The organism is Psychroflexus tropicus DSM 15496 (assembly GCF_000378765.1).
Classification (GTDB): domain Bacteria; phylum Bacteroidota; class Bacteroidia; order Flavobacteriales; family Flavobacteriaceae; genus Psychroflexus; species Psychroflexus tropicus.
Genome location: NZ_KB905345.1, coordinates 30,349 through 54,710 on the forward strand (window position 1 = coordinate 30,349; position 24,362 = coordinate 54,710).

The following is a 24,362-nucleotide window of genomic DNA, read 5'->3' on the forward strand; positions in this document are numbered from 1 at the left end:
TTAAACAGTCACTGCTTTATTAAGGTATCTTCTAAAAGGCAGCATGACCTTGTAAGCTTCAATAACCTTATCCATAAAATCATCTGCGAAAACGTCTTTTCGTGAAAAGGGTTTCATAGCTGCAAAGCTTTTGAGTCTTAGCAACTCTATATGCCTATGCTCTTGAGTAAACCCCTTAGGTGAGGTTTTCAATTTATCATCATCTTCCATCAATCCACCAAAATGCTTTTGAAATTCATTTGAGTTGATGATATCCTTAAACTCCTCGCCATTATAATCTATAGCTTCTCGAATACTTTTCAACAGCTCAGATTTAGGCTTATAAAAGCCACCTGCAACAAAAATTTCTTCTACCCCTAAATGAATATAAAAATCACCGGTTTTAGGACGCTTATCCATCCCCGCTCCAAAATGGTCTTTGTAAGTAGGTTTGTTAGGATGATAAAGCAAGTTATTATTAATTCGATTTACAGCCTTTTTACCAGAGGATGAATAATAATATTCATCGAGTTTAGAAAGTTTATGATCGAGTTCCTCAAGCCATTTTACATAATCAGCTTTAACGGTTTCATACCAATCACGATTATCATCCATCCAGTCTTTACTATTGTTCTTTTGAAGGGCTTCCAAAAAGTCAAATAAACGTTTAAAGTCCATTAATTAGATTTTATAGAATTAAGTTGTGTTTTGAGCTCTTCCATAGATTGCTCTAGTTTTTTGAGCATACTATTCTCAGAATTCTCATTAATCGAAAAAGTTAATTTACTGGTCACTTCCCAAATCTCCTGGATTTCTGAAGCTTCAACTTCATACGGAGGATAATAGGTGTTGGTCGAAATCAGTGAAATCTTATGAGAGTTAGGATGTTTGTGGAGCTTTTTCACCATGACAGAATCCTGCAAAACAAACACGTAAACTTTATGATTGACAGCCTGCTGGAGACTCTCCACAGACTTACCTAAAACCCAGTCTTCAGAATGAAAGTTAGGTTCCATACTATCTCCTTCTACCTGAAAACCCCTGTAGGAAGCATTCCGAAACTGTGGAATTGGCATCTCAAAGGCTGGAAGCTGATGATACCATTCTGCATCACCAATGTTTTGAGGATAACCTGCCGCCGCTTTCTGATTAACCAATAGCATATTCTCTCTGGAATTGGTTTCGTCTACTGAGATGACCTTAGGCATCGAATTGATGTGATGTACATCGAGCTTCTTTTGAAAACTTTCTCCATAAAGCCATAGCGGATTAACTTCAAATATTTTAAGAAGCATCATTACTACTTGCCCTGAGAGCTTTGTCTTACCTCGTTCTATATCGGATGTTGAGTTTTTGATGTGAAGTACCTCTGCGAATTCAGATTGAGTAAAATTATGCTCTTCTCGAATTTGTTTGAATCGTTTAATTTCTAAGGGTAAATCCGCTTTCATAGTTAAAATGATTAGATTAGGAATTATTCCATGAAGCTAAGGAAAAAATCCTAATCAATTAAAATATTTCGCTTAAATTATTTTAATAAATTTGATTTCTAATTCATTCTCTATGAAAATACATATCATTAATGGTCCCAACCTTAATATTCTTGGCAAAAGAGAGCCTGAAATTTACGGAAAGTCCACCTTTAAAGACTACTTCACAGAACTTCAATTTGAATTTAAGGAGTTGGAACTGTCTTATTTTCAATCCAACATTGAAGGCGAACTCATTTCTGAGCTGCAAGAAGCTGATGATAATGTAGATGGTATAATACTTAACGCAGCTGCTTACACCCATACCTCTGTTGCCATTGGAGATGCCATTAAAGCTATTGGCACTCCCGTTATAGAGGTGCATATTTCGAACACTCATGCCAGAGAAGATTTTAGAAAAACTTCATTTGTATCTCCCAATGCTTTTGGAATCATTACTGGTTTCGGCTTGAGAAGCTATGAGTTAGCCATCAGAAGTTTTTTAGACTAATACTATGAGAATTATGATCAGACGCGGATTAATTATTACATTTTTATTACTTATAAACTTTGGTTTTTCCCAAGAGAAAAACGAGGTAGAAAAACGAGTCAAGAAGAATGAAGTTCCCGAAACTGCCTTAGAATGGTTGAAAGATGCTTATGAAAAAAAGCGTAGAACAAAATGGTATTTTCAAACCGATGGTGAGGAAGAAGTTTTTGAAGCTAAACTTAAGCATAAAAGACATTTACACAGTATAGAGTTTAATATGAGAGGAGTCGTTCAAAATATTGAAGTGCTCATCAAAGAAAAAGAAATCGATGAAGATGTCTATGAAGTGATCTTATCCTATCTTAAAGAAACCTACACTAAGTATTCGTTATCGAAAATTCAAATTCAATATACAGGTCAACCCGACGATCTTGAAGATTTAATAGACGAAAATGAATTAGAGAATTTAAAAATCAGCTACGAAATCGAATACTATGGCAAAACCGAAACTAAAGATGAATTATGGGAGGGCTTATTTGATCACTCTGGCCGTTTATTAAATAAACGTATCGTGAAAATTAAGAATACCGATAATCTAGATTACTAATATGAAGTATATTTACCTCATTGCCATATTATTTTTATGCCTCAACTTAAAAGCACAAAATGATCGTTTTATTTTTGGTTTTTTCCCTGAAGCGTCTTTAAAATATAATATTTCAGAAAAATATTCTATCACTCATAAAGTCGAATCCCAACACGGTCTTTTCGATTCTAACCGACTAAATGATGAGCTTCAGTATGAGCATAGCTTGACCGATTTGCAAAGTTTTATAGGGAGACGCCTTACCCCTTTTCTTAAGGCTGATATCGGTTATCAATATAGAGTTGAAGAAGGTGAAAACACCCACAGAACCATACAACAGGTGTCGATTTTGCAAAGAGGTTCGTTTTATAGAATCGGACATCGAGTACGAATCGATCAAACTTATTTTCAAGAAGAATCTACACTCCACAGGGCTCGTTACAGAATTAAAGGTCAAATTCCTTTACAGGGACGAGAATTGGATCCAGGTGAAAACTATCTAGCCATTTCCAACGAATTGATCTACATGATTCAAAGCAGTGAAGACGATCTTGAAAACCGACTAACAGCTGCCTACGGGTTCTACATTGATGATAAAAATAAAATTGAAATAGGGCTAGATTATCGGACTGATGATTATTTAGTTAAAGACCGATTTAGACACCGCTTATGGTTCAAATTTGGGTATTACAAATCGCTTTAAATCTAAGATATGAAAATACTTCATACCGCAGATTGGCACATAGGTAAACGCTTGCATAAGGTAGATTTATCTCAAGATTTTGACCTGTTTATAGACTGGCTCCGTGAGTATTTGAAAAAAAATCCTGTAGACATTCTCCTGCTATCTGGTGATGTTTTTGATTTTTCAAATCCATCTAGCGAGTCTAGAAACCAATATTACAGGTCACTTATAAAGCTGAAAACATTCCAGCTAAAAATCATAATTACAGGAGGCAATCATGATTCTCCTAGTGTGTTGGAGGCTCCTAAAGAAATTTTGAATCAGCTGGATATTCATGTCATTGGGCAGATGCCTGAAGCCTTTGAAGACTGTTTGATCCCAGTACCATCGGCCCAAAACACGGAGTTGGTAATAGCCGCAATTCCTTATCTAAGAAGTAAAAATCTACAGCGACAATTTTCTGCTGAATGTCATGAGAATAAACAGGCCGCCGTTAAAGAAAGTATTGCTTATCACTTTCAGGAAGCGGCCAAACTGGCCAAAAAGAATTATCCTCACCTTCCACTTGTTGCGATGGGACATTTATTCGCGACAGGCGCTAGTGTTTCTGAAAGTGAACGCGATATTCAAATTGGGAATTTAGCAGGACTTGAGGCCAGTCATTTTGGAGAGGATTACAGTTACATCGCTTTGGGGCATATTCACAAACCCCAGCGATTACAGGCCGAAACTCCAATTTTTTACAGTGGTTCCCCTATTCCACTCTCCTTTAGTGAACGCAGAAATGAGAAACGCATTTTGATTTTAGATACGGAAAAATCTTATGAACCCAAGGGCATTTCTATTCCTAAATTCAGAGATTTGGTACTTATCAAAGGGACGTTAGAAGAGATCAAAACGAAATTGGTAAGTATAGAAAATAATCATCCGTTGAAGACTTTGATTGAAATTGAATTGCACGAAGCAGAATTTTCAGCTTCCAAAACCTATGAGTTGGAACAACTCATTGAAAGCTTCAATCAACCTAATTGCGAGATTGTAAAGCATAAGGTCATTTTTAAAAACAAGTCTGAAATTGAACGGGGCATTTCTTCTGTGGAAAGTCAGATTTCAGATTTCACACCAAAAGAAGTCTTTCAAAAGAAACTAGAAGGAATTGATGAGACAGAGGATACCAAGCTAGAGCTCATGTCTGCATTTGAAGAAATTCTGGACGAACTGAATAGGTCTGAAGAATGAAAATAGAACGTCTACATTTTAAAAATATCAACTCCCTAAAGGGTGAGCATGAGGTCAATTTTGAAGAATCCCCAATCAATTCTGGTGGATTGTTTGCCATTATTGGCCCAACTGGTAGTGGAAAAAGCACGCTTTTGGACGCCATTTGCTTGGCCTTATATGCTAGAACTCCACGAATCTCGAGCGTTACTAAAAGTAAAATTGAACAGGACGGTAGCATCTTGACTAAGTATCAGAAAGAAGCTTACGCCAAAGTTCAGTTTTCCTGTAAGGGAGGACAGTTTGTCTCTACATGGTCTATTTCTACCAACAGGAACGATAACTTGAGGGAATACGAGATGGACCTCTGGAATCTAGAGACTGAAGAGTCTTTTAGCGAAAAGAAGACAGAAGTTTTGTCTGAAATTCAGCGCCTTATCAGCTTATCTTATGATCAATTTGTTAAGTCTGTATTACTTTCTCAAGGAGAGTTTGCAACCTTATTAAAGTCCAATGAAAAAGAGCGAAGTGAGCTTTTAGAGAAAATCACCAATACGAGCATTTACAGACAGATAGGACGTAAAGTCTACGAAAAATATAATGCACTCAAGTCTAAAATCTCCAGTCAAAAAACATTGATGGACGATCTAAGGCTTAAGCTGTTAAGTGAGGATGATCTGAGCACAAAGCAGGATAAAAAAAATCAACTAGAAAAACTTGTGAAAGATCAAGAGTTGAAAAAGTCTAGCTATGAAAAGGATCTTAATCAACTCCAAACTAAAGAAAAGCGAGATCAAGAATTTAAGATTGAGTCTAAAAAGCTTGAGCAATACCAGGACAAATTAGAAACTTTTCAGGCTGAAAACGCTGAAAGATTAAGCAAACACTCTAAAACCCTAGCCTTTGAGGAGGAATTGCTGGACTATAATATCCTGGCAGAAAAAAACCAAAATCTGGTAGAAAAAATTAAAGGCTTAGATTATGAGCGAACTCAGCTTCAAAATCATATTTCTGAGCTAAAAACTGAGGCTCAGGAACTTCTTAAGACTGAAGTAGAGACCTCTGAACTAGACCATAAGCTTGATGTTCTGCTTGAAGCCTATCAAAAGCTTGAAAATAGAAGACAAATAAAGCTCAACGATTATAAATCTAAAGTTGAACTTCTGAATAAAGCATTGGAAGGTTTAAATCTGAAATTTAAAAATCAGCCCATATCAGATTTCAAAAATGAGTTACAGGAAAGACTAAGGAAGTCCAAGCAGAAAATTAAAGGCTTGGCTATTCAACTTGAAAGCGATTCCTCTTTAGGTGAAACCATAAAGGCCAAATATCAATTACTAAATCAAATTAAGGAAGCAAAACACGAGGAAAATTCTTTAAACGAATTAGATGAGCAATTGGTAAAGCTAAGCCAACAAATCAAGTCGAGTAAAGAAGAACTCTCCAGGTTTCCTCGTTTGATTTCAGAAAAAGAAAAAGCAGAAAAAAGTCTTGAAAAAGAGGCTATCTACCTGGAGACCGAAAAAGAAAACCAAAACCTAAAGTTAGAAGTCAAAGATCTTAGAAGGAAGCTACAGGAACATGAGCCTTGCCCGGTTTGTGGCTCCAAAAATCATCCCTACTCAGCACATGAACCCGCCCTGGATTCTGAATTGGACAAAAAGCTAAAAACTAAGAAAGATGAGCTACAGATCGTATCTAAAGCGATTGAAGCCTTAAAAGCTCAACAAAAGTCTAAAGCAGAACGAGTTAAAGAACAAGACACAGATCTTGAATCCTTGAAGCAAAAGTTTAACCAAAAGAAGGCTGCTTTCGCTCAAACCTATGAGCAGATACTTTTAGAGCTCAAAGAAAAAAGCCTTTTAGATTTGGAACGTTCTACAGCACAGGAGATTGAAAACCTCGAAACCACACAACAGCTTCAGGATGAAATACAAGCTTTGGAAAATGCTATGGATGTTTTAGATGAGCTTGATCAAATCAAAATACAAGGAAGTCGATTAAAAACTGAAATGCAAGCCTTGTACACTGGAGAAGATTTGAATGCTTTAATTTCTAGATTGAAGAAAAACTGGATTGCTTTACACTCCAACTTATCCTCTACTGAGAAAGCTTTAGGCAGTGAAAAAGAGCAATTGAAAAGTATAAATTTAAGGCTAGAATCACTTCAGGCGAACTTAGAACCGAAAATAAAAGCCAGTGCATTTTCAAGCATTTCTGAAGCCAATTCATCCCGCATGAAAGCGGCAGACTTCCAGGTATTAAGCCAACAGCTCAATGAATTAAGAGAACGGATTCAAATTCAGAAGGAAAAAGTGAAAGGCATTCAATTGCAAATTGAAGAGTTGAACTATAAATTTTTCTCTAACATTCACGAGGCAGAGCTGGCTATCAGGGAACTGTCTGAAAGCTTAGAAAACAAAAAACTTGAGCTGGAAGAAGTCAATAGGCAGTTGAAAAACAACAAGGATTTAATCCTTGAACTCCAAAAGATCGGAGAAAGTATAGCTGAAGAACAAAAAGCGAACCGGAAGTGGGAAATCTTGAATAAGCTTATTGGTGATGCTACAGGAACTGAGTTTAACAAATTTGCGCAAGATTTGAGTTTACAACGCCTCATCTTTCTGGGAAACAAGCGCTTAAAACATTTAAATGAACGTTATGAGCTGGACAGGTATTTACCAAACGAGGACAAAGACCAACTCTATGTCATAGATCACCATATGGGGGGCATGCGTCGATCTGTAAAGACTTTATCGGGTGGGGAAACTTTCTTAATGAGTCTTGCTTTAGCCTTAGGTCTATCAGATTTAGCCTCTAAAAACGTTGAGATTAATAGTCTGTTTATTGACGAGGGTTTTGGAACGCTAGATCCGGAAACCCTGGATTTAACTTTAGATACACTCGAGCGTTTGCAGGCAGAGAGCAACAAAACCATTGGGATCATAAGCCACGTTGGAGCTCTCAAGGAACGAATTTCTACTCAAATCGTTTTGGATAGAAATGCCCAGGGCTACAGCAGCTTGCAAGTTGTTGGCTAAAATTTAACGCTATACGTTAGCTAAGATATATAGGCATCAACTACAGAAATGCTAAAGAATATGCAGCATAAAACCGATGACATTATTAAATTCTCAATTTTTTGACTAAATATTGATTTTTATTGATAAAAGTTCAATTCATATCGCATCATCAAGAGAAAAAACTCGATGAAATTTAGTATATTCGCGAGAGTCTAAAAATTGAGAAAATGCAAGATAACGTTCAAAAAAAAGAAGATCTTTCTTTTGATGAGTTCAAAACACAAGTAATAGAAGATTACAAGATAGCCGTTACCAGTAGAGAATGTAGCTTGTTGGGCAGACGTGAGGTATTAACAGGAAAAGCAAAGTTTGGCATCTTTGGAGATGGTAAAGAAGTTCCTCAACTGGCCTGGGCCAAGTCATTTAAGAATGGTGATTTTCGTTCAGGTTACTACAGAGATCAAACCTTTATGATGGCTATTGGAGAACTCAGTATTGAACAATTTTTTGCTGGACTTTATGCCAACACCAATCTAGATGATGAACCTATGTCTGGTGGACGCCAAATGGGAGGCCACTTTATGACTCATAGTTTGAATGAAGATGGAAGCTGGAAAAATTTAACTGAGCAGAAAAATTCAAGTGCTGACATCTCTCCTACTGCTGGACAAATGCCGAGATTGCTTGGTCTTGCACAGGCTTCTAAGATCTATAGAAATGTCGAAGGGATTGATGCTACTAATTTTTCTAAAAATGGAAATGAAATTGCCTGGGGTACTATTGGTAATGCTAGTACTAGTGAAGGTCATTTCTGGGAGACTTTTAATGCTGCTGGTGTGATGCAAGTTCCTATGGTCATCAACGTGTGGGATGATGACTACGGCATTTCTGTGCACGCAAGACACCAAACAACAAAAGAAAATATTTCTGAAATTTTAAAAGGGTTTCAAAAAGAGAATGATACCAACGGTTACGAAATTATAGTGGTAAAAGCTTGGGATTATCCTGCACTAATCGAGGCATACGAAAAGGCCGAGAAAATTGCTAGGGAACAGCATATTCCTGTTTTAATTCACGTTGTAGAAGTAACTCAACCACAAGGCCACTCAACATCTGGCTCTCATGAGCGCTACAAAAGTGAAGATAGGTTGCAATGGGAAAAAGAGCATGATTGCAATGCTAAGATGCGAGAGTGGATGATTTCTAATGGATTTTCTACTGACGAAGAATTAAGCGAACTTGAAAAGTCGATCAAAAAACAAGTTCGTGATGGTAAGAAAGCAGCCTGGACTGCTTTTGGAAAAACTGCCAAAAACGAAAATAAAGTTGTCATTAAGTTGCTGACAGAATTAGCCAATTCATCTGAAAACAAAAACTTTATCAACAACTTAGTCAACGAACTGAAAGAAAATGATGAACCTTTAAAGTCGGTGATATTAGCTACTGCAAGAAAAGCCATGCGTTATGTAAGAGGTGAGCAGTCTGAGGCTAAAGCAAACTTGTTGCAATGGATTAAAGACTTTAGCGCCAGAACACAGCCAGACTACAGCAGTCATTTATGGAGCGAATACGAAGGTAAGGCTAGCAATATTTCTCCTGTTGAACCCACTTATGATAATGAAGCCGAAGAAGTCGATGCCAGAATTATCTTAAGAGATAACTTCGATAAGATTTTTGAAACGCATCCTGAGACTTTAATTTTTGGTGAAGATGCTGGTGAAATTGGTGACGTTAACCAAGGACTCGAAGGACTTCAAGAAAAATATGGCAAACTAAGAGTCGCTGATACAGGAATTAGAGAGGCTACCATATTAGGACAAGGTATAGGTATGTCATTGAGAGGACTAAGACCTATAGCTGAGATACAATATCTAGATTATGTGCTTTATGCCTTACAAATTATGAGTGATGATTTAGCTACAACAGCATACAGAACTAAAGGCAAACAGAAATCACCATTAATCGTTAGAACGCGAGGCCATCGATTGGAAGGTATTTGGCATTCGGGGTCACCTATGGGTGGGATATTAAATCTCATACGTGGCGTTAATGTTCTAGTTCCACGAAATATGACAAAAGCCGCAGGATTTTATAATACGATGCTTGAAAGTGACGAGCCAGCTTTAATCGTAGAATGTCTTAATGGATACCGATTAAAAGAAAAGAAACCTAGTAATCTTGGAGAGTTTAAAACTCCCGTAGGTCAAGTTGAGACCATTAGAGAAGGGTCTGATCTTACCATTGTGTCCTATGGCTCTACCTTAAGAATTATTGAAAAAGCAGCCCAAGAGCTTTTAGAGGTAGGTATTGATGTAGAAATAATAGATTGTCAATCTCTATTGCCATTTGATTTAGATCATGATATCGTTAAAAGTCTAGAAAAAACGAATCGATTGCTTATAGTCGATGAGGATGTACCAGGAGGTGCTTCTGCATTTATTTTACAACAAATTTTAGATGTTCAGGATGGATACAGGTATTTAGATAGTAAACCCCAAACGCTTACCGCTAAAGCGCACAGACCAGCTTATGGTACTGATGGTGATTATTTTTCTAAACCTTCATCTGAGGATGTGTTCGAAAAAGTATATTCTATTCTACACGAGTTTAAACCGGAAGCGTATCCAAAATTGATGTAAATCAATTAAAATTTATTAGTATAAAAACCTTAATACAAAACGTATTAAGGTTTTTTATGTTTTAAATAACGATTATACAACACATTGAATAAATAAAAAACTTAAATTTGGATTTTTATATTTACTTAATTTTGAGATAGTTATGAAAAGAGGACCTTTAATGTCGTGGGATGTTTATTCTGAATATATATTTAATTTCTTAAAATCTTTGAAAAAGAAGAAAGAGGCTGAACGTTTAAATAAATTTCAGCATAAGTTCAATTGGGATTTTCAAATAGAAGAAACACTATTCAAAAATGAATATAAAGCCATTGTTGTAACTGATAAAAATCAAAATATAATTTGGGTTAATGATGGTTTTAAAGACATGACTGGTTATAGTTTATCTTACGTTAAAAACAAGAATCCAAAAATATTGCAGGGGGAAAAAACTTCTAAGGAAGCTTTAAAAAAATTGAAAGAAGAGTTATCTAAAGAATCCATCTGTGAAACTTCAATGGTCAACTACAGAAAGGATGGAAGTGAATACATGTGCGACATTAAAATCTACCCGATTCATAACAAAAATAAGAAAGTAGAACATTACCTGGCTTTAGAAAATGAGTCTCAACTGAATTAAATTAAATCCAGTCTTTATCTACAGATTCTATTTTATAGATTAAATAATTCAACAAATCTCGAGCTTCATTTAGCTTGAGGTATTCTACAGTAACACTTCCGGATGCAGTTTCTAAGACAACATCGGCATGGTCGTTAAATTGTTGAAAAATATTCCTACTTAATCTTACCGATTGGAGTTTGTAGATTTCTATCATCTTAAATTTTGTATCGATAGACCCCTTTCTGATAGAAACCAGATCATCATTAAATCCAATATTACTTTTCCTAACTTTTAAAACTGAAACGTAGATCAGTAATAAGAAAATTAAGATTAAAACACTTATGCTAATCCAATTGAAAAAAAGAAAATAGGCCGCTACAAAAAGTCCAAGCATCAAAAACAAACTGCGATAAAAGTATCTGAAGAAAAGACGGTTCTGAGATTTAAAATAATCGTATTTCAAATCTTCAAAGTCGATTTGGAATAAAGAACTAAAAAGGAGGTTTACATTTTTTAAAGACAAACCTACCAATCCGATTTTTTGTTTTTCAGTGAGTTGATGAGATGACGCCTGACTCACATATACACTTCTAATTTTGAATACGTTTTTTACGGGGTTAGTACGAATTTCGAAGATTTGTGTTTTTGTCTTTTTGATCACTTTATTCACTCGCTTAAACAAGCCATACTCTACTTCATAGTTTTGCTGATTTTTAAGTATTCTAAGATCAAAATACTTTAAAACTGTAGTCATGATGGTGATTAAAAACCCAATCACTAAAACGCCAAGAATTAAAAAACTTATAAATGTTATGGTCTCAGGAATACGATCTTTTACATCTTCCTCAAGATTAAAATCATAAAATTGCGTCACAAAGTCTCTCAAAAAATTATAGAGATAAGCGAAAAAAGCCATAAGCAAACCTACCCCTCTAAACAAATTAGAACTTATTCCAACCTTGATCAATGTCTTGAAGTCCAACTTAAATAAAAGTGATTCTTCTTCAGCAGGGGTCCCTACTTCATTTTTGGCTTCATCTAATTCGTGTGTTTTTGTTTGTGAATCTTCACTTACCTCAAGTTTTTTCTTTTCCTCTATTAATTTGCTTTTAAGGGCAGTAGCAAACTCTTTATCTAAAGCTTTTATTTTTATTTCAGCTGTTCCTTCCCCAGCAGTTTCAATTTCAAAACCTACCACATTCAAAACTTGCTGTAAAATATTTTGTTGTAGATTAATATTTTGAATTCTTTCGAAAGGGATTTCAACATGACTGAGTTTGATTACGCCATGATCTAGATGAAAAGCATCTTCCTGAATAGAAAACTTAAATTTCTTGTAGGATAAATAAGAAAAAACAAATTGAAGAATAACAAGTAAGCCTAGTCCTATATAAATATAAGTTCCATAATCCCTGAACACATTATTTTTAAAAAATGGAACGGCTAGAATATATATATTTTGACGTATTCGCTTGGCTAGATCGGTGAAGAAAATTAAAAAGATACCGTTAAAGGACTGAAGCCTTGGTACTGAAAAATCAATCTGTGACATTTACCTCTGTGGTTTTGTCAAGCACTTTGGCCTTCAATTTTTGAGCAGTGGACTTATCGAGCCCATCTATGATTAAATCTCCTGAGGAAGCTCCTGCAGTATATAGTCGTAATGAGTATAAAGTAAATAATCTCGAAAGTGGTCCTTGTTTGATTTCTACATGCTGAATACGATTATAGGGAACCACAGTTTCAGTATAATGAAAAAAACCAGATTGATAAATCATATCGTACTGACGAATTCCGAATTTACGAATAGGAAATCCTTTTTCGACCTCTATTACTCTAAGTATAAATATTACGCTCAGTAAACACAGAAATAATACTGAAATCCAAGAAGGAATCTCATCGAAAAGAAAACCAAAAATGGGTAAAGTAAATAAAGGTACAAATAAGGCAATGACATTAAGCCAAAGCAATTTTTTGTACCGCTTTTGAACTGCTTCTAACTTCACAGTCTTAAAATCTGGTAAATCTTTAAGATCTAAAGCTAGATTCTGAAAACTCATAACTATTAATAATTTGATTTTACGCGTTCACCGTCCTTATAAAACCCTACAAAAGCATCACGGAAATTTAGTTGTCTTATTACCTTTCTCAATTTTTCTGCTTCTTCTTCAGTTTCAAAAACACCTAGAGTAAATAAATTAAAATCTTTATAACTCGCATTATGGACTACACTATAGCTATCTGAAGATAACTTAGTGTTGAATTTTTTAAATGCCCCTAGTTGAACCGCATAAAATTCATTTAACTCCAGAGGATTGGTATAGGGAGAAGTTTGATTTTCTAATTCCATAACTCGCTTTTGATAATTCTCTAATCTGGATTTTTTTACAACTTCTTCATCTTCTGCAATTTGAACGCCCTTGTTCAACTCAAGTAAATTAGGCTGAAATAAAACAGTAAATAACAGAGCTAAAAATAAAATTGCCAATATCACAGTGGAGGTTAAAAAGCCTCTTCGCTGATTTCGAATAGCTTTTTTTTCTTCGTATAATTCATCGATTTGCTGGTTCTTTTCTTCGATTTTGGCTTTAGCTTCTGTCTCTTTATTGACAATGTCTTGAAGTTCTTGTTCAGTTAGGATTGGCATAGCTTATGAGTTATTGATTTTCAGTTATTAACAACTAATTTAGGAAATCCATTTGATATTTTTAAAGTTTGGTTTTCTTTTTTCCAAAAAGGCGTTTCTTCCTTCCTTAGCCTCTTCTGTCATGTACGCCAAACGTGTTGCTTCACCTGCAAATACCTGCTGTCCTACCATTCCATCATCGGTAGCATTAAAAGCAAATTTCAACATTTTGATAGAAGTTGGTGATTTTTCTAAGATTTCCTGAGCCCATTCATAAGCTGTGGCTTCGAGTTCATCATGAGGAATAACAGCATTAACCATTCCCATTTCAAAAGCCTCTTGTGCAGAGTAATTTCTGCCTAAGAAGAAAATTTCTCTCGCCTTTTTTTGACCGACCATTTTAGCCAAATAGGCAGAACCATAACCTCCGTCAAAGCTGGTAACATCAGCATCGGTTTGTTTAAAAATAGCATGTTCTTTACTGGCTAGGGTAAGGTCGCAAACCACATGCAGAGAATGACCGCCACCAACAGCCCAACCAGGAACTACAGCGATGACTACCTTAGGCATAAAACGAATTAAACGTTGAACTTCCAAAATATTTAGTCTTGGAGTACCATCATCATCTACATAACCCTGATGCCCTCTGGCGTTCTGGTCTCCTCCACTACAAAAGGCATATTTACCATCCTTTGGTGATGGGCCTTCTCCAGAGAAAAGAACGACCCCAATTTTGGGGTCTTCTCTAGCATCTAGAAACGCCTCAAAAAGTTCACTAACAGTTTTTGGACGAAAAGCATTTCTCACTTCTGGCCTGTTGAAAGCTATTCTGGCGACGCCATCACATTTTTTATAGGTAATATCGGTGTATTCTTTAACTGTTTTCCAGTTCATGGTTTTTAAATTTAATTGGATACTATTTTTTTATTTTTTGAGTAGTAGTCTAAATCCTTAAATACAAATTTGTCTTTTTCCTCTTTGTAAACAGAACACTCATCAATTGGTCCCACATAAAGATGCAGGCTTAATGAGGTGCCTTTGTTTAGATTATGTAAAGAATGGTAACCTAACTCATCGTTCATATAAGATAATCGATCTTGGGTCATTTTCACATCAGCAGTTAATTTTAAATCTCCTTGCTTCTCAACATATCGTTTTTCGCGAAGTTGACCTTTTGCTAAATACACCCAACATTCTTCACCATTATGACAATGGATTGGAGTCTCCTGCCCTTCTTGCCAACATAGAAGCAAAAGCTCATATTTATCTGTTCGTACAACACAGTTTCGGGTATAAGTTTCATCAGACCAGAACGCATAAGGTTTTAAGTCTTCGACAGGGATAGAAAGATGCTTTGCCAATTTATAGTAGTCCTCTCCCTCACATTGAGGTAAAACTTCTAAAAGTTTGTTTAAAGATTCGATGTTTTCTCCTGAGTACATGCTTTTTAATTATTTTTATGAAATTCGAGTAAATCGATATGGAGTAAATATAAATTTCAATTCAGGCTTATGCAAGCAGACCTTGAACTATTTCAAAAACTTTCATATAAACTAGTACACCACGAAAAGCAAAATGGAGTCGTAAAACCCATAAAAGCGGAGAACCTTTTGAAGGTCATGGATCTAAATTTAGAAGATCAGGGGCTTGACGAAGAAAGATTTGAAGCACTACTGGAGGATATTGTATTAAGTACTCCGAGAACCTCTACAAAGCTTTTTTTCAATCAACTTTTTGGAGGACGAAATTCAAAAGGGACTCTGGGAGAATTACTGGCAGTCATGCTTAATAATAGCATGTATACTTATAAGGTTGGAGGACCACAGGTAGGAATTGAAAAAATGATCATAGCCAAAGTCTGTGATATGTTGAATTTTGGCGAAAACGCAGATGGTACCTTTCCACCTGGTGGCTCAATGAGTAATTTTATGGCTATGCTCATGGCTCGAGATGCCTACAATCGTGATATCAAGTTTGAAGGAGTTTCAGAAAAAATGATAATTTATACGTCTTCCACTTCTCATTATTCAATTACTAAAAATGCCATGTTCGGTGGAATTGGTATACAGCAAATCCGATTTATAGAAAGTGATAAATACGGAAAAATGATCCCTAAGGCTTTGCAAGAGCAAATTGAAGAAGATCTCAAAGAAGGTTTAAAACCTTTCTTTGTGAATGCTACAGCAGGAACTACAGTTATGGGAGCCTTTGATGATATCCATGAAATACATGAAGTTACTAAACTTTATGATAAACTTTGGTTGCATGTAGATGGTGCTTATTGTGGCTCTGTCATTTTTAGTGAAAAGTACAAGCACCTGGTGAGTGGAGTTGAAAAAGCAGATTCTTTCAGCTTTAACGCACATAAAATGCTGAATGTACCACTTAGCTGCTCCATCTTAATCACCAAGGAAAGACACAACCTTAGACATAGTTTTGCATGTGAAGCAGATTATCTTTATCAAACAGACAGTGATGATTATAATTTAGGAAAGACATCTTTACAATGCGGAAGAAGAAATGATGCACTTAAATTTTGGACCTTATGGAAGTCGGTTGGAACCAAAGGGCTAAATCAAATGGTTGACCAGCAGTTTCACCTTTCTGAAGTCGCTAGAAATTATGTTAGGAATCATCCAGATTATGAGCTTTATTCATATGAAGACTCAATTTCAGTTTGTTTTAATTACAAGAATATAGATCCAAAAGATCTATGCAATTCACTTTATGAAGAAGGCAAACTCATGGTTGGGTATGGAGAGTTTAGAGGGACAACATTTGTAAGACTAGTAACTATCAATAGTAACAATCAAGAGACAGATATCTTGAATTTCTTCCAGGTACTTGAAACTTATGTTGAAGAGGCTAAAGAAGAGCTAATTACTATTTAATTGAAAGCATCATTTTTTCAACTATTTTGAAAGCAGCCGGACAAATCTCGACATTTTTGAGAGTTAAATGGCTAATCTGTTGAAACTTCTTACGATCTGTATGTGGAAACTCCGCACATGCTTTAGGTCTCACCTTGTAAATGAGGCAATAATTGTCATCCCCTAGAAATGGGCAGGGGGCGCTTTGTAAAACATAATCCTTGTCTTCATCAATTTTTAGATAGGTGTCAATAAACACAGAAGGTTTCATTCTAAAGTGTTTAGATATTCGCTCTATATCTTTATTGGTAAAGAGGGGTCCGGTGGTTTTACAGCAATTAGCACAAGTTAGACAATCTACCTCTTCAAAAGTTTCATCATGTAAGCTTTGCATAGCCTGATCTAGATGCTTAGGTGGCTTCTTTTTTAGTCGCTTAAAATAATCTTTATGCGATTTATGTTTATCTTTGGCTAGCTGAGGTAATTCCTTAAGAAACTCTTCCATAATACAAATATAAAATCTACAACTTGAATCTACACTCTCCCTCAAAGGATATCTTTGGCCTGGCTGTTGAAAATTATTATTTAACAAAAGACCAAACTCCCATCCTAGTGCATCATGAAGATTTTTTTGATGATGAAATTCCTGTAGAATATCTTTTTAGAAGCTACGATGATATGCCTAAGCTAGAACAGAAAGCGTTAGATCTGTGTCAGGGTAGCGTACTCGATATTGGCTGCTGTGCTGGTAGTCATAGTTTAATACTGAAATCGAAAGGACACCAGGTGTTACCTATAGATCTCTCAAAAAAATGTATTGAAACCTGCAAAAAAAGAGGACTGGAAGAGGCAAAACGATTAAACTTTTTCGATTTAAAATCTCAGTCGTTCGATACACTACTTTTACTGATGAATGGTACAGGTATTGCTCGAACTTTAAATGAATTAGAGGCGTTTTTTGATCAACTGAAAAGCTTGATGCACAAAAATAGTCAAGTACTAATTGATTCTTCTGATCTTATATTTTTGTTCGAAGATGAAGTTATTGAAAACGACAAATCATCTTATTATGGTGAAATGATATACAGAACGAGTTATAAAAATCAACTATCAGATCCATTTCCTTGGCTGTACCTGGATTTTAACACCCTTAAAAAAGAGGCAGAAAAGGCCAGCCTAGAGTGTTCACTCATTTTCGAAGATGAACATTACGGATATTTAGCAAAATTGAACTTTACTTAAGTTCAAAAACCTGTTCTCCATTGATGTAGGTCGATAGTACTTTAGTGTCTGGAATAGCGCCTTCCTCAACAGTCATAGGATCTTGATCTACGATGATGAAATCAGCAAATTTTCCAGCCTCAATACTTCCTTTTTCTTGGTCTTCAAAATTGGAATAAGCTGCCCAAATCGTCATGCCTCTTAAAGTTTCTTCTCTGGAAAGCTTTTGCTCTGGTATAAATCCCTTATCAGGATAATTTTGTAGATCTTTTCTAGCGACTGCCGCATAAAAAGTTAAAAAGGGATTGACATTTTCAATAGGAAAATCGGTTCCCAGGGCAACCAGATCAGCATTTTCTAAAATAGTTTTGTAAGCGTAAGCATGCTGCACTCTTTCTTCTCCTAATCTATCTTCTGCCCAGTACATGTCACTTGTAGCATGTGTGGGCTGTACCGAAGGTATGATGTTTTCTCCATCAAAATAATTGAAATCATCATTATCCATCACTTGAGCATGTTCAACTCTCCAACGTTTATCAGATTCATCTTTAAGCAATTCGTTGTATGTTTTTAAAACTACATAATTAGCAGAATCTCCGATAGCGTGTGTATTCATTTGAAATTCAGTATCTTTTAGACGCTTAGCTAGAGTTTGAAAATCGTCCAAATCGATAATCATACTCCCAAAGTGATGCTCCTGATCTGAGTAAGGTGCTTTCAAAGCTGCTCCTCTGGAACCTAAGGCTCCATCAGCATATACTTTAACAGATCGTACATTTAGTCGATCTGTTTTGAGGATTCCAGACTCTAGGAACTCGCTAATATTTGCTTCATTGTTACTGAGCATTGCGTATATTCTCAATTTCAATTCTCCTTGTTTATGTAAATCATCAATGAGGTGAATCACATCGGAGTTTAAGCCAGCATCAACCAAACTCGTTAGTCCAAGTGAGATAGCAATTTCTTCTGCAGATTTTAAAGCTTTTATTTGTGCCTCTCGATCTACAACAGGAAAGGTAGCTTCAACAGTTTCCATAGGATTATCTATCAAAATTCCTGTGAGCTCTCCATTTTTCTTTTGTATTTCTCCGCCAAAGATTTCGGTAGTTTCATCAATACCAGCCTTATCTAGAGCTTTTTGATTCACTAGCATGGCATGACCATCTATTCTGGTAAGCGCAACAGGCGTATCTGGAAAAAGGATATCTAAAGTGTCTTTAGTAGGAAATTCTTTTTCCGCCCAATCGTTTTGATCCCATCCTCTACCTATGATGTAGTCCGCCTCTGGATTCTTAGTTTGAAACTCTTGTAATCTAGAAATGACATCAGCGTAACTAGTTGTCCCATCTAAGTCCACTCGACTTAATTTCAATCCTAGGTTATACAAATGCGCGTGAGCATCGATAAGGCCTGGCAATATGGTTTTTCCTTCAGCATCTATAACTTCTGCTGCAGTAAATTTTGAGTTAAGATCTGAGGTAGATCCTGTTTCTACGATTTTACCGTCAGTTACTGCAAAAGCTTCAACTGTGGAAAAAGCTTCGTCAACCGTATAGATATTGGCGTTAGTGACTAATAGGTCAACCTTTGTCTTTTCGTTGCAGGATACTAAAATAGCTGCAAAAACCAACAATAAAATAAAGTTCTTTTTCATTAAAACAGGTTTAATATTGAATTATAAATTTCTTCTCTTATGGAAGCATTTCCACTTGCAGCAAGGATAACTGAAACTAATAGACCGATCATGGCATATAAAAAGTCTTTCCCAATCATTTTGGCAGCCTTTTTTTTATGTTTATTACCTTTTTTCTTTCTGGATAAACTTATAGCAATTTCCCTACCTCCAATGATACCAAGAAACACCCATGTTGTACTCATTGGTACAGTCGATATAAAAAGTTTGTAGATAAGTAGAATTACGTAGGATAAATCAATAAGTGTAGCTGCACGTATGTCAGACACTCTTGTTTTTTCACTAACGACGCCTTGTATTTTATCACCTCTCAAGTAAAAAAGTAAACCAAGCCCGAAGAAAATGGTAAGCGCAAATACCAGAAACTGACTCATACTTTGTTCTCTGGGTAAATAAACCGCAATATTAGCTCCATCCTGCATTACCCAGGTAGCCCAAAGGGAACCACTTACAAGCCATTGAACAACTATCCAGTAATTGCTAAACTTTCGGCTTTTAAAGTACTTTCTAATCGTATTGTAAGATAAATACCAAACTAGAAAAGAAATGATGAAAGCCAGGATGTAACCAGACCAGCTTTTTAATACTACGGAGGTAATCCCTGATGTATTGGCACTAAATACACTTAATAGTAAGAAAGTGGTAGACACCGGCATTCTTAATCTGGTCAGGATTAAAAGCACCAGTGGAGCAATAACCTGGAAGAATGTAAATTTATCTGGGTGTGGATAATCTGTTGAACCATCGGGATTCGTTAATCTCTGGTAGGTGACATCGCCATCAAAATAAATAAAACTAAAAGTGACGGTTGCCAAAAATATTCCCCCAATAAACAGCCATAAAATCCACCATTTATTGGCTTTATTACTTTCAATAAAAGTTCCCAAAGACTGTATGCTGTCGTTGGCAACTGCCGCATAGGCGGCAAAAAAGAAGCCAATCCACATGGCGAGATTGGCGTTGGTAGTAGCCGTTGCAGCTAATATGAGTCCAACTACAACTATAATAAGAAATGTCTTCTCTTCGGAGAAAAAATCAACTAGATTTAAGTAGGGACGATCTCGGTCGTTGCGCTTAAATTTATTTGCCATTAGATTTGTTCAATTCTAAAATCTTTTTTCGCAAATCTACTTAAATTAAGCGTTCTAATGTTTCCTTTTCGTTAAGAAAATTAAGGAAACCTTACCAATCAAATTGATAAATTAAACCTCCAAGAATTTGAAAACCCTGAACATCAAAATTCTGCCAGCGATTATAATCTGCATTTAAAAGATTATTGGCGTTGGCAAACGCAGAAAGTCTGGAATTAATTTTATATTCTATGGATGCATTTAAATCTAAGTAACCGTCTATCGTTCTGATTTCGCTTCGATTAATATTTATGTTACCAGCAGGGAAAGTGGTAAAATCTTCACTAAAATCTTTACGATCTCCAATATAAAATAAGGAAGCAGAGAAATTCCAATTTTTGGTAAAATTATAATCTGCATAGGCTTTCAATTCTAATTCTGGCATGTTATAGGCTTCTTGGAGTTGAGACGTTGAAAAGTCTGAAAACTTGCCAAAAAATCCAATATTGAAATCGGTTTCAATTTGATAAGCCAAGTCAGCAGAAATAGAAAGTTGATCTAAATCGTCATAAATTACCCTAAATGAGTTTTGATAGTCAAAATCCCTGCGGGCTGGTGTTCTGGATACAAAAGTATTACTTGGATTAGCCACAAAAAAAGCATAGTTGGAAGCACTGGAATAATTAACCTTTGCAGAAAGGACAAGATTGGTTAACAATTTGGTAGAAAATCCTGCAAAAGCATTGTATTGCAGATCAGTAGGAAATATAAATTGAAAAGGCGCAATAAAAGGATTTTGCAAACTAAAATTCTCATAAGTGTTTTGTTGCAGGTCTCCATTTACTCCAACATTAAATTCAATGGTTTGTTGATTGAGTAAAAACTCTGCCCTGAGATCTGGATAAAAGAATACATCACTAGAGCTTTGTTCAAAATCACTTAAAAAAACTGCTTTTGCACCGAGCTTAACTTTTACATTATCATAATTCAAATTTATGAATGGATTTAGTCCAGCCTGAAGTTGTTGATAATTCGATTCAAACTCTCTAAAAGTGGTAGTTTCAAAGCCTCCATTTAAGAATTTAAAATCAGCATCGATTTGTAAATCTTGAGTCCTAAGAGGAATCACTACAGATGGTTCAACGCTAAGTAATTGTTCTGAATTGCTGTAGTCATCTGAAAAATTTTGAAGTTTTATTTGAGCCTCTCTCAAAATACCATTATCAAATTGGATCCCTCCAAAAGCTTCTAAAGTGGTGTACGTTTGTTTTGGATCAATAAAATTAATTTGATCTTGAGATAATACAGTTTTTAATTCAGGAGATAAACCGTAGTAATTTATTTCTCTATGCTGAAGCTCTACTCCACTATTCCAATCGAAGTACCGATCTTGAGATGTAAGATTTAATCCCAAAGCTGTATTGGAATAATCATCATCAAGAACTACATCGTCAATACCACCTTGTGAAGACAAGTGAGAAAACTTGATATCTAAACTTCTATCTCTGTTTAAATCGAAATTACTATAAAAATCAGCTAGAATAGTCGAAAAATTACCTGCACCAAAACGAGCATAATTTTCAAATAATTTATCTGGAGCGGGTATTCTTACTCCAGAAGCAGTCCCTTTGGCAGGAGTAAAGGTAGAGGCAACAGGAACATCGATAAACGAATAATTTATGGTTTTCCGTTGTTGCTTAATCGTATCCTTTTCACTTGGCTTTTGCTTTATTTTAAATGCATCGTTTACCGTTGGGGAGTACTGTTTTACGATGATTAATTTATCGGTACTTATCGTGTCCCTCTGACTATAAGCTGAGTCAACAAACAATAATCCTATGAAGATCGAAGAAAAAAGATTTAAGTATAATTTCATTTTAAATTTCAAATTAATCACTACAAATAACGGTATCTTTAGAACATTAATAACTGATTGGTCATGATATTTATTTCATGATGAATCAAATTTAAAAAAGTATATTATGAAGGAAAGAGATATCAAAGATTTAATTAAATCACAGGATAACTTTCTCGAACACTCTACTGAACATACAATTGAAAAACGTATTTCAATATTAAAGACACTTAAATCTACGATCAAATCTCATGAACAGGAGATTGTAGATGCTATATATAAAGATTTTCAAAAACCAGAATTTGAAGTTCTCACCACCGAACTGTTTGTTGTTTATAAAGAGCTGAATATTTTTATAAAAAATTTAAAAAAATGGTCAAAACCAAAATCCGTGTCTTCGGCCTGGCTCAATTTTCCTTCTAGCGATAAAATCTATTACGTCCCCTGGGGCAAAGTTCTTGTCATTGCTCCCTGGAATTATCCGTTTCAATTGGCGATTACTCCTTTGATTGGCGCCATTGCCTGTGGAAATACAGTAGTTTTGAAACCCTCCGAGCATGCTCCCCACACGGCTGATATCTTAGAGAAAATAATAAGCGATGTTTTTGAACAGAAGCAAGCAAAAGTAATTCAGGGAGCGGTTGACACCGCTAAAAATTTACTAAATCAAAAGTGGGATTATGTGTTTTTTACAGGCAGCGTTCCTGTTGGCAGAATTGTCTCTCAACAAATCGCCAAGCATATGACACCCCACACCCTCGAGTTGGGTGGTAAAAACCCATGTATTATTGATTCCTCTGCAAACCTAGATATTGCTGCCAAGCGTATTTGCTGGGGAAAGTTTTTAAACGCAGGACAAACCTGTATCGCCCCAGATTATTTAATGATCGATGAAAATATAAAAACCAAATTTGTCGAAAAACTGATCTCCACTCTTAAAGAGTTTTACAAGGATGAAGCTTACGGCGATTATGCAAGGATGATTCATGCCGATCATTTCGAAAAGCTAGTCGGCTTTTTAGACGATCAGGCTGTAATTTATGGAGGCGAGCATAACGCTAAAACTAATTTTCTAGCACCAACACTGGTAGATTCTCCGGAGTTTTCTTCCGATTTGATGAAAGAAGAAATTTTTGGACCCATTCTACCTATTTATGGCTATTCAACTTTCGATGAATTAAAGTCAACAATTAAGGCTTTCGATAAACCCCTTTCACTTTATGTGTTTAGTGAACAAGATCAATTTATTAAAAAAGTGAATCAAAACTTTGATTTTGGCGGCGGAGTTATAAACGACACTATTGTTCACTTTGTAAACGACAAGCTTCCTTTTGGCGGAGTTGGTGCTAGCGGCGTGGGTAATTACCACGGTAAGGCTTCCTTTTACACCTTTACCAGGCAAAAACCCCTAGTCCATCGTAAAAACTGGTTGGATATCCCCATAAAATACCCACCATACACCAAGGTGAGTTCTTTTAAATCTTTTCTGAATTTATTTCGCTAAGCTTAAAATGCACCTTTGATTTTGCTCTGAACTGGGACAGCTGATTTATAGCTTTTTCAGATAATTGTAAGATACGTGGGTAGCCACCAGTAACCTGAGCATCTCTCATTAAAACAATCATCTTGCCCGCTGGAGTATACTGAATGGTACCTGGTAAAACTGGGCCAGTGATGATCTCTTTTAGCTCATTTTCTAAAGTCTCTTGAATCTGATAAGCCATTCGATTTAGATTCGCAGATAATGAAAAATCAGCATTGATTAATTGATATTGCAGGGTTAGACTCAATTTTGAAAATTCCGGACCTTTAAAGACCTGTAAATCTGATTTGTAATAATTAAAATCAAAGTCAGGTACGTTACCTCCACTTGTTCCATCATACTCCTCATAATTATATTCATCTCCGCTCTGGAACCGTTTTTTTGTAAAGGCTTCATAGAAACTTTGGCTTTTAAAAAACTCAGAAGAATCAAAACCATTTTTAATAGCTATATAGCCCCAGTTCCCTTTTTTCATTTCTCTAATTTTCAAAATATCATCGGGCTTGATATTAATTATTTGAAATGTACTTATGGGTTCACCATTGAGTTGTAAATTAATTTCAAGCCCTCCTACACAAATAAACGTAGGTTTGAGAAACTGAATTTCTAAGCCTTGATGAAAGAACTCTATACAGGAGGCATTAGGAAGGTTATCCAAAATACGATTTACAAAATGGTATACATTTAAATCCATGGCTCCAGAAACTGGAACTCCATGAGACATTCCAGTGTATCTCCCATCATCCTGTAGAGAAGAAAACAAACCTGGCTGAAGTATTTTTAAGCTCATAGTA

General features: G+C 35.7%; 22 protein-coding genes. 10 read left to right on the top strand and 12 right to left on the bottom strand.

Features of this window, described 5'->3' with window-relative positions; translation table 11 throughout:
- Together F598_RS0111325 and F598_RS0111330 are read right to left on the bottom strand one after the other, a co-directional pair.
- Nucleotides 1-657, bottom strand: a complete 657-nt coding sequence (locus tag F598_RS0111325) for a DUF2461 domain-containing protein (protein WP_019039173.1) — start codon at nucleotides 655-657, stop codon at nucleotides 1-3.
- Nucleotides 657-1,430, bottom strand: coding sequence for a LexA family transcriptional regulator (locus F598_RS0111330; protein WP_019039174.1), 774 nt, complete (start codon nucleotides 1,428-1,430; stop codon nucleotides 657-659). Before F598_RS0111330 ends, F598_RS0111325 begins: the two co-directional genes overlap by 1 nt.
- A gap of 112 nt (nucleotides 1,431-1,542) precedes the next feature.
- Between F598_RS0111330 and aroQ the strand changes: the two genes are divergently transcribed.
- The 7 genes from aroQ (at nucleotide 1,543) to F598_RS0111365 (ending at nucleotide 10,708) form a co-directional block, all read left to right on the top strand.
- Nucleotides 1,543-1,959, top strand: coding sequence for a type II 3-dehydroquinate dehydratase (gene aroQ / locus F598_RS0111335; protein ID WP_019039175.1), 417 nt, complete (start codon nucleotides 1,543-1,545; stop codon nucleotides 1,957-1,959).
- A 4-nt stretch (nucleotides 1,960-1,963) separates the two neighbouring features.
- Nucleotides 1,964-2,545, top strand: coding sequence for a hypothetical protein (locus F598_RS0111340; RefSeq protein WP_026302677.1), 582 nt, complete (start codon nucleotides 1,964-1,966; stop codon nucleotides 2,543-2,545).
- 1 nt (nucleotide 2,546) lies between these two features.
- Nucleotides 2,547-3,227, top strand: a complete 681-nt coding sequence (locus F598_RS0111345) for a DUF2490 domain-containing protein (protein ID WP_019039177.1) — start codon at nucleotides 2,547-2,549, stop codon at nucleotides 3,225-3,227.
- 9 nt (nucleotides 3,228-3,236) lie between these two features.
- Nucleotides 3,237-4,448, top strand: coding sequence for an exonuclease subunit SbcD (gene sbcD, locus F598_RS0111350; protein WP_019039178.1), 1,212 nt, complete (start codon nucleotides 3,237-3,239; stop codon nucleotides 4,446-4,448).
- Nucleotides 4,445-7,468, top strand: a complete 3,024-nt coding sequence (locus F598_RS0111355) for an SbcC/MukB-like Walker B domain-containing protein (RefSeq protein ID WP_019039179.1) — start codon at nucleotides 4,445-4,447, stop codon at nucleotides 7,466-7,468. The genes sbcD and F598_RS0111355 overlap by 4 nt, the downstream gene beginning before the upstream one ends.
- Before the next feature lie 209 nt (nucleotides 7,469-7,677).
- Nucleotides 7,678-10,089: an alpha-ketoacid dehydrogenase subunit alpha/beta gene (locus F598_RS0111360; RefSeq protein ID WP_019039180.1), complete on the top strand. Its 2,412-nt coding sequence runs from the start codon at nucleotides 7,678-7,680 to the stop codon at nucleotides 10,087-10,089.
- A gap of 208 nt (nucleotides 10,090-10,297) precedes the next feature.
- Nucleotides 10,298-10,708 carry a PAS domain-containing protein gene (locus F598_RS0111365; RefSeq protein ID WP_245539787.1) on the top strand — a complete coding sequence of 137 codons (411 nt, stop codon included), beginning with the start codon at nucleotides 10,298-10,300 and terminating at the stop codon, nucleotides 10,706-10,708.
- 1 nt (nucleotide 10,709) lies between these two features.
- Here the strand turns inward: F598_RS0111365 and F598_RS0111370 are convergent, their stop codons facing one another.
- From F598_RS0111370 to F598_RS0111390, 5 genes are read right to left on the bottom strand one after another with little or no spacing between them, the layout of a single operon-like run.
- Nucleotides 10,710-12,242, bottom strand: coding sequence for a PH domain-containing protein (locus tag F598_RS0111370; protein ID WP_019039182.1), 1,533 nt, complete (start codon nucleotides 12,240-12,242; stop codon nucleotides 10,710-10,712).
- A complete protein-coding gene (locus tag F598_RS0111375; RefSeq protein ID WP_019039183.1) occupies nucleotides 12,229-12,750 on the bottom strand; it encodes a PH domain-containing protein in 522 nt (173 codons plus the stop codon). The genes F598_RS0111370 and F598_RS0111375 overlap by 14 nt, the downstream gene beginning before the upstream one ends.
- A 5-nt stretch (nucleotides 12,751-12,755) precedes the next feature.
- Nucleotides 12,756-13,337: an SPOR domain-containing protein gene (locus F598_RS0111380; RefSeq protein WP_019039184.1), complete on the bottom strand. Its 582-nt coding sequence runs from the start codon at nucleotides 13,335-13,337 to the stop codon at nucleotides 12,756-12,758.
- A gap of 39 nt (nucleotides 13,338-13,376) precedes the next feature.
- Nucleotides 13,377-14,210 carry a 1,4-dihydroxy-2-naphthoyl-CoA synthase gene (locus F598_RS0111385; RefSeq protein ID WP_019039185.1) on the bottom strand — a complete coding sequence of 278 codons (834 nt, stop codon included), beginning with the start codon at nucleotides 14,208-14,210 and terminating at the stop codon, nucleotides 13,377-13,379.
- An 11-nt stretch (nucleotides 14,211-14,221) separates the two neighbouring features.
- Nucleotides 14,222-14,758, bottom strand: coding sequence for a cysteine dioxygenase (locus F598_RS0111390; RefSeq protein WP_019039186.1), 537 nt, complete (start codon nucleotides 14,756-14,758; stop codon nucleotides 14,222-14,224).
- 69 nt (nucleotides 14,759-14,827) lie between these two features.
- Between F598_RS0111390 and F598_RS0111395 the strand changes: the two genes are divergently transcribed.
- Nucleotides 14,828-16,207 (top strand): pyridoxal phosphate-dependent decarboxylase family protein, encoded by a 1,380-nt coding sequence (locus F598_RS0111395; protein ID WP_019039187.1) that lies wholly within the window; start codon nucleotides 14,828-14,830, stop codon nucleotides 16,205-16,207.
- Here F598_RS0111395 and F598_RS0111400 read toward each other — a convergent pair.
- Complete coding sequence (locus F598_RS0111400) at nucleotides 16,200-16,691, bottom strand: YkgJ family cysteine cluster protein (RefSeq protein WP_019039188.1); 492 nt, start codon at nucleotides 16,689-16,691, stop codon at nucleotides 16,200-16,202. The genes F598_RS0111395 and F598_RS0111400 overlap by 8 nt on opposite strands.
- Nucleotides 16,692-16,714: 23 nt before the next feature.
- On the opposite strand from F598_RS0111400, the gene F598_RS0111405 reads away from it, so the two are divergent.
- On the top strand, nucleotides 16,715-17,428 hold the full coding sequence (locus F598_RS0111405; protein WP_019039189.1) for a class I SAM-dependent methyltransferase: 714 nt from the start codon (nucleotides 16,715-16,717) through the stop codon (nucleotides 17,426-17,428).
- Here F598_RS0111405 and F598_RS0111410 read toward each other — a convergent pair.
- The 3 genes from F598_RS0111410 to F598_RS0111420 all read right to left on the bottom strand — a co-directional run bounded on the left by F598_RS0111410 (nucleotide 17,421) and on the right by F598_RS0111420 (nucleotide 22,046).
- Complete coding sequence (locus F598_RS0111410) at nucleotides 17,421-19,061, bottom strand: amidohydrolase (RefSeq protein WP_019039190.1); 1,641 nt, start codon at nucleotides 19,059-19,061, stop codon at nucleotides 17,421-17,423. The genes F598_RS0111405 and F598_RS0111410 overlap by 8 nt on opposite strands.
- A complete protein-coding gene (locus F598_RS0111415; protein ID WP_019039191.1) occupies nucleotides 19,061-20,191 on the bottom strand; it encodes a hypothetical protein in 1,131 nt (376 codons plus the stop codon). The genes F598_RS0111410 and F598_RS0111415 overlap by 1 nt, the downstream gene beginning before the upstream one ends.
- A gap of 91 nt (nucleotides 20,192-20,282) precedes the next feature.
- On the bottom strand, nucleotides 20,283-22,046 hold the full coding sequence (locus F598_RS0111420) for a TonB-dependent receptor (protein WP_019039192.1): 1,764 nt from the start codon (nucleotides 22,044-22,046) through the stop codon (nucleotides 20,283-20,285).
- Nucleotides 22,047-22,152: 106 nt separating this feature from the next.
- Between F598_RS0111420 and F598_RS0111425 the strand changes: the two genes are divergently transcribed.
- Nucleotides 22,153-23,529, top strand: a complete 1,377-nt coding sequence (locus F598_RS0111425; RefSeq protein WP_019039193.1) for an aldehyde dehydrogenase — start codon at nucleotides 22,153-22,155, stop codon at nucleotides 23,527-23,529.
- Here F598_RS0111425 and F598_RS0111430 read toward each other — a convergent pair.
- Complete coding sequence (locus F598_RS0111430) at nucleotides 23,501-24,358, bottom strand: 5-oxoprolinase subunit C family protein (protein WP_026302678.1); 858 nt, start codon at nucleotides 24,356-24,358, stop codon at nucleotides 23,501-23,503. The genes F598_RS0111425 and F598_RS0111430 overlap by 29 nt on opposite strands.
- Nucleotides 24,359-24,362: the final 4 nt, after the last annotated feature.

Excerpts from the sequence above, each read along its gene's own strand:
- F598_RS0111325 (WP_019039173.1), bottom strand. The coding sequence starts at position 657 with ATGGACTTTAAACGTTTATTTGACTTTTTGGAAGCCCTTCAAAAGAAC.
- F598_RS0111330 (WP_019039174.1), bottom strand. The coding sequence starts at position 1,430 with ATGAAAGCGGATTTACCCTTAGAAATTAAACGATTCAAACAAATTCGA.
- aroQ (WP_019039175.1), top strand. The coding sequence starts at position 1,543 with ATGAAAATACATATCATTAATGGTCCCAACCTTAATATTCTTGGCAAA.
- F598_RS0111340 (WP_026302677.1), top strand. The coding sequence starts at position 1,964 with ATGAGAATTATGATCAGACGCGGATTAATTATTACATTTTTATTACTT.
- F598_RS0111345 (WP_019039177.1), top strand. The coding sequence starts at position 2,547 with ATGAAGTATATTTACCTCATTGCCATATTATTTTTATGCCTCAACTTA.
- sbcD (WP_019039178.1), top strand. The coding sequence starts at position 3,237 with ATGAAAATACTTCATACCGCAGATTGGCACATAGGTAAACGCTTGCAT.
- F598_RS0111355 (WP_019039179.1), top strand. The coding sequence starts at position 4,445 with ATGAAAATAGAACGTCTACATTTTAAAAATATCAACTCCCTAAAGGGT.
- F598_RS0111360 (WP_019039180.1), top strand. The coding sequence starts at position 7,678 with ATGCAAGATAACGTTCAAAAAAAAGAAGATCTTTCTTTTGATGAGTTC.
- F598_RS0111370 (WP_019039182.1), bottom strand. The coding sequence starts at position 12,242 with ATGTCACAGATTGATTTTTCAGTACCAAGGCTTCAGTCCTTTAACGGT.
- F598_RS0111375 (WP_019039183.1), bottom strand. The coding sequence starts at position 12,750 with ATGAGTTTTCAGAATCTAGCTTTAGATCTTAAAGATTTACCAGATTTT.
- F598_RS0111380 (WP_019039184.1), bottom strand. The coding sequence starts at position 13,337 with ATGCCAATCCTAACTGAACAAGAACTTCAAGACATTGTCAATAAAGAG.
- F598_RS0111385 (WP_019039185.1), bottom strand. The coding sequence starts at position 14,210 with ATGAACTGGAAAACAGTTAAAGAATACACCGATATTACCTATAAAAAA.
- F598_RS0111390 (WP_019039186.1), bottom strand. The coding sequence starts at position 14,758 with ATGTACTCAGGAGAAAACATCGAATCTTTAAACAAACTTTTAGAAGTT.
- F598_RS0111395 (WP_019039187.1), top strand. The coding sequence starts at position 14,828 with ATGCAAGCAGACCTTGAACTATTTCAAAAACTTTCATATAAACTAGTA.
- F598_RS0111400 (WP_019039188.1), bottom strand. The coding sequence starts at position 16,691 with ATGGAAGAGTTTCTTAAGGAATTACCTCAGCTAGCCAAAGATAAACAT.
- F598_RS0111410 (WP_019039190.1), bottom strand. The coding sequence starts at position 19,061 with ATGAAAAAGAACTTTATTTTATTGTTGGTTTTTGCAGCTATTTTAGTA.
- F598_RS0111415 (WP_019039191.1), bottom strand. The coding sequence starts at position 20,191 with ATGGCAAATAAATTTAAGCGCAACGACCGAGATCGTCCCTACTTAAAT.
- F598_RS0111420 (WP_019039192.1), bottom strand. The coding sequence starts at position 22,046 with ATGAAATTATACTTAAATCTTTTTTCTTCGATCTTCATAGGATTATTG.
- F598_RS0111425 (WP_019039193.1), top strand. The coding sequence starts at position 22,153 with ATGAAGGAAAGAGATATCAAAGATTTAATTAAATCACAGGATAACTTT.
- F598_RS0111430 (WP_026302678.1), bottom strand. The coding sequence starts at position 24,358 with ATGAGCTTAAAAATACTTCAGCCAGGTTTGTTTTCTTCTCTACAGGAT.